This is a genomic window from Enterococcus sp. AZ141 (assembly GCF_051714385.1).
Taxonomy (GTDB): Bacteria; Bacillota; Bacilli; order Lactobacillales; family Enterococcaceae; genus Enterococcus_D; species Enterococcus_D entomosocium.
The window spans coordinates 144,974-157,964 of the sequence record NZ_JBIORT010000001.1; the positions used below are offsets into that span (position 1 = coordinate 144,974).

Consider the following 12,991-nt stretch of genomic DNA (forward strand, 5'->3'; position numbering starts at 1 on the left):
TTAAATTCCTCTTATTTTACCATAGAAATCCCTTATTTTACAAAATTCACAGACATTGTAAAGAGTTTTTCAAGTTTTGTTTTCAAACTTTCGTGCATTTGCTATAATCTGTAAGAGAGTTTTCCTTGAGAATAGGAATTAGATTGGAGGAAAAAGCCCATGGCTTTAGCAAAAATCGTCTATGCAAGCATGACGGGGAATACGGAAGAAATTGCGGATATCGTTTCTGAAGCCCTTGAAAATCTTGACATGGAAGTAGAAATGAATGAGTGTACCCAAGTGGATGCAGATGACTTTGAAGATGCCGATATCTGTATCGTCGCAACGTATACATATGGAGACGGGGAGCTACCGGATGAGATCGTCGATTTTTATGAAGATTTGCAAGAACTTGATTTAAGCGGCAAAATCTTTGGAGTCTGCGGCTCCGGTGATACTTTTTATGATGACTTTTGTAAATCCGTTGACGACTTTGAAGCCGCCTTTAGCAAAACTGGTGCGACAAAAGGAGCTGACAGCGTCAAAGTTGACTTGGCTGCAGAAGAAGACGATATTCAAAACTTAGAAGCCTTTGCCAAAAAACTAGCAGAAGCATTCGCTGAATAAAACAAGAAAACCTCTGACAAAATCAATTGATTCTGTCAGAGGTTTATTGTTTGCTTAATGATAACTGATATCGATGGGTGTTTCTCTTGCTAAAATATTATCGGTGGTTTCCGTCATCAGCTTAGCAATCTGATCTTCTGTCGGATGAATGATTCCCGAAGACATCAATGCCGCTAAGCCGGTAGCGACGATCCAGACACCGGTGTGCAAAGATTGTAATTTTACATCAGATAGATCTTGATATTTTGGTTCTTTTTTCACTGATTTCACAAAAAGGTCAAATGAAAACTGTTGCATGGAATCCCCACCACCATGCTCTTCTAAGTATAGCGCTCGGTATAATCGTTTTTCTTTATTTGCAAAGCCAATATAATTTAGCGTTAAGTCAACGATGACATCTCCCCGTCTTTCAACTGGAAAAACTTCTGTCGCTAAGTAGTCGTAAATCTGATTGATCAATGCATTTTTTAAGTCATCCATATTTTTAAATTCTAAGTAGATCGGTTGCGTTGAACATTTCATCTTCGCTGCGATATTGCGTGCGGTAAAACGTGTAAATCCTTCGGTTGCGACAACTTCATAGGCAGCTTTTAAAATCTGGTCTCTAGTAATAGTTTTCTTTCTTGCCATAATTTTTTAATCTCCTTAATTCTGCTATACATCGCTTTCAGAAATACCTTTTACTTATTGTATCATGTTTTTTTAAGTTTGCAAAAAAACTTTTAAATTTATTGCCCTTAGTGTTTCCAGTTTTTCAATTTGAAGGCCACTGTTTTTTTGCTCACTTTTTCGTTTGTTTTCAAAAATACTTAGTGCTATCATGAAGACAGTTATAAATTTAGAATAAATGGAGGAATTTTAATGGTTTTACCAAACTTTAATCAGAACCTTGAAAAATATGCCCAACTGATCACTGAAGTTGGCGTAAATGTCCAAAAAGGGCACACGATCGTCATCCAAATCGCCGTGGACCAAGCACCTTTAGCTCGCCTATTAACGAAAAAAGCGTATGAATTAGGTGCAGACGAAGTAATCGTCCAATGGACCGACGATGAGATCCAAAAAGAATTTCTGACTCATGCGGCCGAAGATCGTTTGTCTACGATTCCTCAGCACAAAATTGATCAAACGGAAGACTGGGTTGAAAAAGGTGCCAGCCGTATCAGTGTCGTTTCCGCGAATCCAGATGCGTTAGCGGGCGTCGACTCAGACCGAGTGGCAACCTTCCAAGCAGCTTCTGGTAAAGCGATGATGAAATTGCGTCAAGCAACACAAGCCAACAAAGTCAGTTGGACTGTGGTTGCGGCGGCTGGTCAAGATTGGGCCCAAAAAGTATTCCCTGATGCTTCCCCTGAAGAAGCACAAGACAAGCTTTGGGATCAAATTTTCAAAACGACGCGTATCTATGAAGAAGATCCTGTCGCAGCTTGGAAAAAACACGATGAAACCTTGCAAGTTAAAGCCGAAGAATTAAACAAAGAACAATTCAGTGCTCTGCACTATACGGCACCTGGTACCGATTTGATCATCGGTTTGCCTAAAAACCACTTGTGGGAAGGTGCTGGCAGTTACAATACCCGCAATGAAAAATTCATGGCGAACATGCCAACAGAAGAAGTCTTTACTGCCCCAGATAATCGTCGCATCGATGGCTATATTTCAAGTACGAAACCATTGAGCTACGCAGGCACCATCATCTCTGGGATGAAGTTCACCTTCAAAGACGGCAAAGTCGTGGACTTTTCTGCGGAACAGGGCGAAGAAGTGTTAGGCAAATTGCTAGCGATCGATGAAGGAGCGAAATCTTTAGGTGAAGTCGCTTTAGTCCCTGACCCTTCCCCTATCTCACAATCTGGCATCATCTTCTTCAATACGTTGTTTGATGAAAATGCCTCAAACCACTTGGCTTTAGGCTCTGCTTATGCCTTCAGCTTACAAGGCGGCACTGAGATGAGTGAAGAAGAACTGGCAGCGGCTGGTTTAAACCGCAGCCAAACCCACGTAGACTTCATGGTCGGCTCTGACCAAATGTCCATCGATGGCATCAAAGAAGATGGCACCACAGTTCCTGTCTTCCGCAATGGTGATTGGGCTTAATAAAAAAAGGCTGAGGTGGAGTAGCTCCCCTCGGTCTTCTTTTTACATAGAATATTGAGAACCGGCGGCTTTTTTCATAGTAATCAGCTGGCTTTTTTGATAAAATCTACTTTGATAGTCTTTGATAAGAGAGGATGGATCCGATGACACCAAATCGTGAAGATTATTTAAAGCTTATCTTAGAGCTTGGTGGTGACCAAAAGAAGATCAATAACAAACAAATCGTGTCAGGTCTGGACGTCTCAGCAGCTTCAGTAAGTGAAATGATTTCAAAATTATTAAAAGAAGGCTTAGTGGAACATTCACCTTATCAAGGGGTACAGTTGACTGAAACTGGTTTAGCTTCTGCAAGTGCCCTCATTCGTAAGCATCGTTTATGGGAAGTCTTTCTTGTGGAGCACCTGCATTATTCATGGAATGAAGTTCATGATGACGCAGAAGTTTTAGAACATGTCACCTCAGAAACGTTGGCGAGCCGCTTAGAAGCCTACCTTGATCATCCTCGGTATTGCCCACATGGGGGAATGATTCCTGAACAAGGAGAACTCATTCACGAAGGCGAAAAAAACACCATGAGTTCTTATCCGGTAGGAACCAAGATTCGTATCGCCCGTGTCCTTGATGAACGAGAACTGCTGGATTACCTTGTTTCGATCCAATTGAATATTCATGAAGAATACGAGATCATCGATGCGGCAGCATACGAGGGTCCGATTACGATCAAAAATGACACAAAAGAAATTGCTGTCAGCTACAAAGCCGCCAGCACGATTTTTGTCGATAAACTGTAAGGAGTGAAGATGATGGAAAAAAAGGTCCTTTTTACGATTTTTGGCGGTACGGGCGACCTTGCCCAACGCAAACTATATCCTTCTTTGTTTCGGTTGTACAAAAAAGGCGATTTGAAAGAAGATTTTGCAGTCATTGGTACTGCACGCCGTCCTTGGTCGGATGAACACTATCGTGAAGTGGTGATAGGTACAATCAAAGAGTTAAGTGACTCACAAGAACAAGCAGAGACATTCGCTTCTCATTTCTACTACCAATCACATGATGTAACCGATACGAGCCATTATGATTCATTAAAGGATTTGGCGGAAACCTTAGATCAGAAATACCATTTAGAAGGCAATCAGATTTTTTACTTAGCAATGTCCCCTAATTTCTTTGGGACGATCGTTTCTCACTTGAAATCCCAAGGAATGCTGGATACTGACGGCTACCATCGGGTGATCATCGAGAAACCGTTTGGAAGCGACTATAATTCAGCAAAAGAATTGAATGAAGAGATCAATCAAGTCTTTACGGAACAAGAAATCTACCGAATCGATCACTATTTAGGAAAAGAAATGATCCAAAATATTTCGGCGATTCGTTTTGCCAATAACATTTTTGAGTCAATGTGGAACAATCGTTACATTGACAATGTTCAGATCAATATCGCAGAAAACTTAGGCGTAGAAGAACGCGGCGGCTATTATGATAAGAGCGGTGCCTTGAAGGATATGGTCCAAAATCATATTCTGCAGATTCTTTCCTTATTAGCCATGGAACCGCCAGTGGCTTTTTCTGAAAAAGAATTACGGACAGAAAAAATCAAAGCCTTAAATGCGATCCGTATCTACTCCGAAGAAGAAGTGAAACAACACTTCGTTCGTGGGCAATACGATAAAGGACAATTAGAAGACAAGAAATTTGTTGGCTACCGTGAAGAAGCCAATGTGGATGAAGAGTCGGCAACGGAAACCTTCGTTGCTGGAAAATTCTTGATCGACAACTTCCGCTGGTCCGGTGTACCTTTCTATGTACGAACCGGGAAACGCTTGACGGAAAAAGGCACTCGCATCAACATTGTCTTTAAACAAGTCCCTGTCAATGTCTTTAAGCAAGACCTGAATGAACAAAAGCAAAACGAGAGTTTGGCACCGAATGTGCTGACAATCTACATTCAACCGACAGAAGGCTTCTCTCTTTCATTGAATGGAAAAGAAATTGGCCAAGGGTTTGAGACATTGCCAGTGAAGCTAGATTATCGGAATAGTACTGAAATCGTCGAAAACACCCCTGAAGCCTACGAAAAATTGATTTTAGATGCTTTGAACGGGGATGGCACTAACTTTACCCATTGGGATGAAGTTGCCCAATCTTGGCGCATCGTTGATGTGATCCGTCACGCTTGGGACCAAGAAACGCCTGATTTTCCAAACTATGCCGCAGGAACGATGGGACCCCAAGCTGCCTATGATCTCTTAGCTGCCGATGGTTTTGAATGGATCTGGCGCCCCGATGAATGGTATCGTGAGCGAGATTTACTAAATGAAAAATAAGCAATTGGTCAATTGGATGAGGAAAAAACATCCAATTGGCCGTTTTTCTTTTTTACCAACTGTTTATAATAGAAAGAAATGAGAAACGAAAGGAGCAGCATAGATGAAACAAGTCTTATCGATCGCCGGTCTTGACAGTTTGGCAGGCGGCGGCATGACGGCGGATTTGAAAACATTTGAGGAATTCGGGGTGTTTGGTCATGCCTTATTGACCTGTGTTGTCGCCATTAACGATAATCTTTTGTTCCATGATCTTCCTGAGCCTGTGATCCGAGCACAATTGGATTCGCTGCGTTCGACCGTATCCCTAGATGCAATCAAAATCGGGCTGCTTCATCAAACGGCCATCATTGAATTGCTGCGGGATTTTTTACAAACATTTACCGGACCGATCGTGCTCGATCCAGTTCTTGCCTTTAAAGAAGGAGATACTGACTTTAACCACTCCTATCAAGCAGGATTGATCTCATTGTTTCCTTACACAGCATTAGTAACACCTAATCTACTCGAAGCTCAGCACCTCTCTGGTCAAACCATTACGACGTTGGCGGAAATGAAAACCGCGGCGAAAAAAATCCATGCATTGGGTGCCCCAAATGTCCTGATCAAAGGTGGCAGTCGACTAACTGGGGAAACAGCCTACGACCTTTTATACCACTATGGACAATATACTGTTTTTGAAGCAGAAAAAAGTACCCGCCCCACAACCAACGGTGCTGGTTGTACCCTTTCATCGGCGATTGCCGCTTTACTTGCCAAAGGTACTTCATTGGAAACAGCTGTTCAAACTGCAAAAGCATTTGTTTGGGCAGGAATCGAAGAGGGGCTACCTTTAGGTACCTCCGGAAACGTCAATCAACTTGCCTACTTCAGAAAGGATGAATACGTATGAAAGTAAGAAATTTAACTACGATCGCTATGCTGACGGCACTCACGTGTGCACTTTCTTTGACCTTTATCATTCCTGTTCCACAAACGAAGGGCTTTGTGACCTTATGTGAAGCAGGGATCTATATCTCGGCCCTTTTGTTCGGACCTAGCGCCGGGGCCTTCGTAGGCGGAATGAGCGGTGGCATCATTGATTTTCTATCAGGCTATCCTGAATGGGCCTTCTTTTCCATTGTGATCCATGGTGTACAAGGCTGGATCGTGGGTAGAATGAACCATCGACCACTAGCAGCCGTTATTGTTGGCAGCTTGATCATGATCGCCGGCTACGCAGCAGCAACAGTTTTACTATTCGGGTTAGGCGCTGGGATCGCCTCGATTCCAAGTAATTTGATCCAAACGGTCTTTGGCAGCATCGTTGCTTTACCGCTGACCCATGCCTTACGCCGCACGAAAAAGTTTTCTTTAAATGAAAGGTGATTCTCATGACAGATATCAATCAATTAAAAACGGATTTAACTACAATCGTTGAAGAAGTCATTACGACAGCGAACGTTGATGAAAATGATCTTTTTGTTCTCGGCTGTTCAACAAGTGAAGTGGTTGGTGGCTTGATTGGCAAAAATTCCAGTCAAGAAGTAGGCATGGTTATCGTTGAAACACTACGAGCGATTTTGCGTCCCAAAAATATTCATTTAGCCGTTCAAGGCTGTGAACATCTCAATCGGGCTTTAGCCGTTGAGCGTGAAACGGCTCGACTATATCAATTAGAAGAAGTCGCAGTAGTGCCCCAGCTGCATGCAGGCGGTGCTTGCTCAGTTGCGGCTTTCCAGCTGTTCGATGAGCCTATTGAAGTGGAGCACATAGTGGCAAAAGCTGGCATCGATATTGGTGACACAGCGATCGGCATGCATGTCAAACATGTTCAAATCCCGATCCGTCCCTCTATCAAGACCCTTGGCGCTGCCCATGTCACAGCTCTGGGATCACGGCCCAAATATATCGGTGGTCCTCGTGCTCATTACGCATAATAAGCGAATCGTATAATGAGCGAAAAACCATCTTCAAAAGGAAAAAGCATGCTTCGGCGTGCTTTTTTTGTGTCAACGTTCCTGCTATTGCCTCTCCTTTCCTTCCTTAAATGTGCTCTCCTTTCACTATTTTCTCCGCTCCATCTTATGGCAGCTTTTTCTACTTCAAATTCTGTTTCCTTTCTTGCGTAAAAAGAGCGACAGCTGTCGCCTTCCTTTTGTCATAAATTCGTCACAATTTCATCACAAAAAGAAAAGAAAGATACCAGTAAGCCCGTAAATTTCTTTTTTCTTTCCTTGATAGACTGAATGTAGCAAGAATCGAAAAGTGGAAGGAAGAAAAATATGAAAAAATTCGCCATTATTTTTGGAGGCAATTCATCGGAATACACCGTTTCTTTAGCCTCAGCAACTAGCGCAATCGAAGCACTCCAATCATCTCCCTATGATTACGACCTCTCTTTGATCGGGATCGCCCCAGATGCTATGGATTGGTATTTGTACACAGGAGAACTGGAAAACATCCGACAAGACACGTGGCTGTTGGATACGAAACATAAACAGAAAATCCAGCCGCTTTTTGAAGGAAACGGCTTTTGGCTAAGTGAAGAGCAACAAACGTTGGTACCTGATGTTTTATTTCCCATTATGCATGGCAAATACGGGGAAGATGGCAGTATCCAAGGATTGTTTGAATTGATGAAACTACCTTATGTAGGCTGCGGTGTGGCGGCCTCCGCATTATGTATGAACAAATGGTTATTGCATCAAGCAGCAGAAGCGATTGGCGTACAAAGCGCTCCTACGATTCTCTTGACAAATCAAGACAACCAGCAAAGACAAATCGAAGCCTTTATCCAGACCCATGACTTTCCGGTTTTCTTTAAGCCTAATGAAGCTGGCTCCTCAAAAGGGATCACAAAAGTGACTTGTGTCGAAGAAATTGCTCCTGCCTTGAAGGAAGCCTTCGCTTATTGTTCAGCAGTGCTCTTACAAAAAAATATAGCTGGCGTTGAGATTGGTTGCGGTATCTTAGGCAACGACTCTTTGACTGTCGGTGCTTGTGACGCTATTTCATTAGTAGAAGGCTTTTTCGATTTTGAAGAAAAGTACCAGTTGATTAGCGCCAAGATCACCGTTCCTGCACCATTGCCTGAAACGATTGAAACCAAGGTCAAAGAACAAGCTCAGCTGCTCTATCACAGTCTTGGTCTTAAAGGACTTGCTCGCATCGACTTTTTTGTCACGGATCAAGGAGAACTATACTTGAATGAAATCAATACTATGCCGGGCTTTACTAGTCACTCCCGCTATCCTGCCATGATGGCAGCAATCGGCTTATCCTATCAAGAACTACTACAAAAACTGCTTGTCTTAGCAAAGGAGGAAGGCAAATGAATCCCTATCTACAGTTAGTTAGCAAAGAGTTTCCATTAGAAAAAAACCAAGAGCCGCCCCACCTCGTCCTTGCTGCTTTTAGTGAAGAAGAAGTTTACTTGCAGCCTGAAGCAGCCAAACAATGGGAACGCCTCGTCAAAGCCTTAAAACTTGAAAACGAGATCTGCTTATTAGACGGCTATCGAACCGAAAAGCAGCAACGGCATTTATGGGAATATTCCTTAAAAGAAAATGGATTAGCCTATACGAAACAATTTGTGGCGTTGCCCGGCTGCAGCGAGCATCAGTTAGGCTTAGCGATCGATGTTGGTTTAAAAGGCCAGCAAGGTGATTTGATCTGCCCACGGTTTCGTGACAGCGCAGCGGCGGATTTATTTACACAGGAAATGATGAACTACGGATTTATTTTACGCTATCCCGCAGACAAACAGGAGATTACAGGGATTGGCTATGAACCATGGCATTTTCGTTATGTCGGTCTGCCTCATAGTCAAATCATCGCCAGTCAACAGTGGACATTGGAAGAATACTATCAATATCTTGAACAAACCGCGAGGCAGTTCGCATGAAGAAGAATCAAGGAATTGAGCAGTTTCGGGTGATTTTAGCGATGATGGTGGTGGCGATCCACTGTCTGCCCCTTCATCGATTGTGGCCCAATGGTGATATCCTGATCACATTGACTCTTTTCAGAATCGCCGTCCCCTTCTTTTTTATGATCAGCGGGTATTATGTGTTCAGTGATTTAGCCACCCAAAACAGCTATCCTGCCAGACAACGTATCTGGTTATTTATCAAAAAACAGCTGCAAGTCTATCTCATTGCCACACTGCTCTTTTTGCCGCTTGCTTGGTACAGCGGCATACTAGGATTGAACATGCCACTAGACACTTTTATTCAAACTTTGCTAGTCAACGGCATTCTTTACCATCTTTGGTATTTTCCTGCGATCATTACCGGCGGTCTACTAGTGATGGGCCTCTTGACACGGCTTTCTTTCAAGCAGGTGTTTTTCATTGCTGTCGGTTTGTATGTGGTTGGTTTAGGTGGGGACAGTTGGTCTGGCCTGGCTGCACAAACACCCATCACGCCACTCTATTCACTGATTTTCCAACTATTGGATGGAACTCGCAACGGCATTTTTTTTGCTCCCTTATTTTTGATCTTAGGGGTACTAGCCAGAAGATTTGCCAAAAAACCTGCTTCTCCCCATCGCTATAGTTATCTGATGATTAGTCTTATTTGCTTGCTTTTGGAAAGTTATCTCTTGCATCACTTTACTACACCTAAACATGACAGCATGTATGTCTTTTTGCCCTTCGTTCTCTTGTTTTTATTTCCGATCATTCAGCAATGGCAAGCACCCATGATCTGGAAACAAGCGGGTCGTCTGTCCCTTTGGCTCTATTTGCTCCATCCTTATACCATTGCAGTAACCCATTTTCTTAGTCAAAAGCTACCCTTGCTGCAAAACAATCTGATCAATTTCTTGGTGGTCTTAGGACTGACCATTGGGGTGGTGCATGGTCTCTTTGCTTTGCAAAAGCTGTTGCCGTTTCCGAAAAAAACGCCGCTCCACTTGCAGCGGGCAGCCAAAGAATTCTCAGCCCCCGCCCTGTTGCACAACTTGCAGGAAATCAAACGAGTGATTCCATCCACAACAAAAGTGATGGCGGTGGTTAAAGCAGATGCCTATGGTTGCGATGCGCAATTGGTCGCTCGTACCTTGGAAAGAGTAGGCGTCGATTTTTTTGCTGTTGCCACCATAGAAGAAGCCATCGAATTACGGCGAGCTGGCATTAAAAGTCGCTTACTGATTTTAGGGTACACTTCTGCCCAACGTGCCAAAGAGCTGAAACATTATTCCTTGATTCCAACCATCGTTAGTGAGGCCCATGGGCATGCTTTAGCCCAAACAAGCATTCCGATCGAATGCCATTTAGCGGTAGATACTGGTATGCACCGCTTAGGCGTTGCACCTGATGTTGAGACAGTTACTGGACTTTACGCCTTGCCATCTCTCAAGATCACGGGCATTTTTTCCCATCTAGGCTCTTCAGATCAGCTGGATACGGCAAGTATCTTGCGGACACAAGCCCAAATCACTTGTTTTGATGATCTGTTGGCTGGCTTATCCGCTAAAAATATCGCCTATGGACTGACACATCTGCAAAGCAGCTACGGAATATTGAATTACCCAGAGAAACACTATGATTATGTACGTCCAGGTATTCTTCTAACTGGTTCATTGAGCGTCCCGAACGAACCAACGAAGCAGAAGATAAACATACAGCCGATTTTGACACTCAAAGCCTTACTGGTAGACAAAAAAACAGTTGCCGCTGGTGAAGCGATCGGCTATGGATTAGGCACTGTTTTTGATCGACCAGCCACGATCGGGATCGTTAGCATCGGCTACTGCGACGGGGTTCCACGTGCCCTATCAAACCAAGGGTTCCAGCTTTCTTATCAAGGTGCTTTACTCCCGCAGATTGGGTTGGTTTGTATGGATATGCTCTTGATCGATTTAACGGACTATCCAGAACTGGCGGTCGAAAGTTCGCTCGAAGTAATCAGCGATTGGACGACTACCGCTGATCAAGCACAAACCATTACCAATGAATTGATCAGCCGCCTAGGTTCCCGCATCACCTCTAGTTCAAAGTAGAAAACGAATGCATTCGCTTACCGATTACGGTATGATGGGTGTAGAGTAAATGGTAGTGTAAATGAAAATGATCGTAGATAGTTGGAGTGAATCAAGGATGGCAGAAAAAATAATTGTTGTTGATGATGAAAAAGAAATCGCCGAGTTAGTCACGACGTTTCTAAGGAATGAAGGCTTTCAAGTGGAACCTTTTTATGATGGAACGAGTGCTTTGGCTTATCTCGAAAAAGAAACAGTCGATGTGGCAGTTTTAGATGTGATGCTGCCGGATATCGACGGCTTTCAGCTGTTACAGACCATTCGCAAAACCCACTTTTTTCCAGTACTGATGCTCACTGCCAAAGGAGAAGATCTGGATAAAATTACCGGTCTAAGTCTAGGTGCAGATGATTATGTGACTAAACCCTTCAATCCATTAGAAGTTGTTGCTCGGGTCAAAACGCAACTACGGCGATACCAACGATACAATCAGTCAGCTGTTCCGCAGAAGATTGAAGAATACGAAAAGGAAGGCTTACTGTTGAAAATCAACAGTCACCAATGTTTTCTTTATGGCAAAGAGGTTTTCTTGACCCCCATCGAATTTAAAATCCTGCTTTACTTATTTGAACACCAAGGATCGGTCGTTGCCTCGGAAACTCTTTTTGAAGCAGTCTGGAAAGAAAAATATTTAGATAACAATAACACAGTGATGGCACATATTGCCCGTCTGCGGGAAAAGCTAAACGAACAACCCCGCAAACCGAAATTAATCAAAACTGTATGGGGGGTCGGCTATATCATTGAAAAATAGAAGTCCATTGATCCGGAAACTTTTGACTCAATACTTTATCACCACAGGTGTTTTAATGCTCCTTTTGATTCTGATCCCTTTAACTGTTCGCTTTGTAGCAGGATTGAGGGTTTGGTACGGCTATGAGCCCATTTATCAAATATTAAGGCTTTTTGCTGATTATTGGCTCGTCTGTCTAGCGATCGGTGCCTTGCTGATTTGGGTGAGCACAACGATTTATTATATGAGTAAAGCCATCAGCTATTTGAATGAAACGATTCAAGCCACGAATCAATTGATTGCTGAACCTACGAAGCGAATCGTTCTTTCCAGCAATCTGATCGACGTGCAAGAAGAAATGAACCAGTTGCGGGAAAAAAATCTACAGGATCAACGAGCTGCCAAAGAAGCAGAGCAGCGGAAAAATGATTTGATCGTCTATCTCGCACATGATTTACGCACACCTTTGACCAGTGTGATCGGCTATTTGACACTTCTAGAAGAAGAACCGCAGCTTTCTTCCGAACTACGCGCACGCTATACCAAGATCGCCTTGCAAAAAGCCCAGCGGCTAGAATTATTGATCAGCGAATTTTTCGAAATCACTCGTTTTAATCTTACAACGATCGCCTTACAGACCGAAACCACGGATCTTAGCTTGATGCTAGAACAGTTGACGTTCGAATTTTTACCGCTGCTAGAAGAAAAGAACCTTCATTGGCAACTGCAGCTACAGAAAAAAGTCTATGCGACTGTCGATACAGAGAAGATGGAACGCGTCTTTGATAACTTGATCCGCAATGCCATCAATTATAGTTATGCCGATTCCCCCTTGCATTTAGCCATCAGTGCCTCTGATGATATCCTGATTCGTTTGACCAATCATGGAAAAACGATCCCTGCTGAAAAGATTGGCTTGATTTTTGAGCCTTTTTACCGCATGGACGCTTCCCGAGCAACGGCGACGGGTGGGACCGGTCTGGGGCTGCCGATCGCCAAAGAAATCGTTGAAGCATTAGGTGGAAAAATCTGGGCGGAAAGCCGTGACGAAACCATCGTCTTTTCGATTCGCCTACCGAAGGCAGCAATGGAAAAAAATGAACAGCGGTCAAAGCCCCATCCATCTGAACCAACTGCTTAACAGGCAAACAACCTGAGCATTTCGCTGTTCCCCTTCTAATTCAGAGGGAGGAAGAGCTGCTCA

At 43.4% G+C, this 12,991-nt stretch carries 13 protein-coding genes; 12 read left to right on the forward strand and 1 reads right to left on the reverse strand.

Annotated features, from left to right (window positions below):
- Positions 1-159: 159 nt before the first annotated feature.
- A complete protein-coding gene (locus tag IGI89_RS00780; RefSeq protein ID WP_005237258.1) occupies positions 160-606 on the forward strand; it encodes a flavodoxin in 447 nt (148 codons plus the stop codon).
- A 54-nt stretch (positions 607-660) separates the two neighbouring features.
- Here IGI89_RS00780 and IGI89_RS00785 read toward each other — a convergent pair whose 3' ends face one another.
- Positions 661-1,236: a TetR/AcrR family transcriptional regulator gene (locus IGI89_RS00785; RefSeq protein WP_005228861.1), complete on the reverse strand. Its 576-nt coding sequence runs from the start codon at positions 1,234-1,236 to the stop codon at positions 661-663.
- 231 nt (positions 1,237-1,467) lie between these two features.
- Between IGI89_RS00785 and IGI89_RS00790 the strand changes: the two genes are divergently transcribed.
- From IGI89_RS00790 to vanS, 11 genes are all read left to right on the forward strand, one after another.
- Entirely contained in the window at positions 1,468-2,703 is a 1,236-nt protein-coding gene (locus IGI89_RS00790) for an aminopeptidase (protein ID WP_140965672.1), read from the forward strand.
- A 143-nt stretch (positions 2,704-2,846) separates the two neighbouring features.
- Entirely contained in the window at positions 2,847-3,494 is a 648-nt protein-coding gene (locus IGI89_RS00795; RefSeq protein WP_008377371.1) for a metal-dependent transcriptional regulator, read from the forward strand.
- A gap of 9 nt (positions 3,495-3,503) precedes the next feature.
- Entirely contained in the window at positions 3,504-5,030 is a 1,527-nt protein-coding gene (gene zwf, locus IGI89_RS00800; RefSeq protein ID WP_438735130.1) for a glucose-6-phosphate dehydrogenase, read from the forward strand.
- 103 nt (positions 5,031-5,133) lie between these two features.
- On the forward strand, positions 5,134-5,922 hold the full coding sequence (gene thiD, locus IGI89_RS00805) for a bifunctional hydroxymethylpyrimidine kinase/phosphomethylpyrimidine kinase (protein ID WP_438735131.1): 789 nt from the start codon (positions 5,134-5,136) through the stop codon (positions 5,920-5,922).
- A complete protein-coding gene (locus IGI89_RS00810) occupies positions 5,919-6,398 on the forward strand; it encodes an ECF transporter S component (RefSeq protein WP_218193177.1) in 480 nt (159 codons plus the stop codon). The genes thiD and IGI89_RS00810 overlap by 4 nt, the downstream gene beginning before the upstream one ends.
- A 5-nt stretch (positions 6,399-6,403) precedes the next feature.
- The gene (locus IGI89_RS00815; RefSeq protein ID WP_008377364.1) at positions 6,404-6,949 is read left to right on the forward strand and encodes a TIGR01440 family protein; all 546 of its coding nucleotides are present in this window, start codon (positions 6,404-6,406) and stop codon (positions 6,947-6,949) included.
- Between the two features lie 345 nt (positions 6,950-7,294).
- On the forward strand, positions 7,295-8,347 hold the full coding sequence (vanC, locus tag IGI89_RS00820; RefSeq protein ID WP_438735133.1) for a D-alanine--D-serine ligase VanC: 1,053 nt from the start codon (positions 7,295-7,297) through the stop codon (positions 8,345-8,347).
- A complete protein-coding gene (locus IGI89_RS00825) occupies positions 8,344-8,916 on the forward strand; it encodes a D-Ala-D-Ala dipeptidase/D-Ala-D-Ala carboxypeptidase VanXY-C (protein ID WP_008377360.1) in 573 nt (190 codons plus the stop codon). The genes vanC and IGI89_RS00825 overlap by 4 nt, the downstream gene beginning before the upstream one ends.
- A complete protein-coding gene (gene vanT / locus IGI89_RS00830; RefSeq protein WP_008377356.1) occupies positions 8,913-11,015 on the forward strand; it encodes a membrane-bound serine racemase VanT in 2,103 nt (700 codons plus the stop codon). Before IGI89_RS00825 ends, vanT begins: the two co-directional genes overlap by 4 nt.
- 97 nt (positions 11,016-11,112) lie before the next feature.
- Entirely contained in the window at positions 11,113-11,808 is a 696-nt protein-coding gene (gene vanR-C, locus IGI89_RS00835; RefSeq protein ID WP_034872470.1) for a vancomycin resistance response regulator transcription factor VanR-C, read from the forward strand.
- Positions 11,798-12,928: a vancomycin resistance histidine kinase VanS gene (vanS, locus tag IGI89_RS00840; protein WP_034872467.1), complete on the forward strand. Its 1,131-nt coding sequence runs from the start codon at positions 11,798-11,800 to the stop codon at positions 12,926-12,928. The genes vanR-C and vanS overlap by 11 nt, the downstream gene beginning before the upstream one ends.
- Positions 12,929-12,991 lie beyond the last annotated feature (63 nt).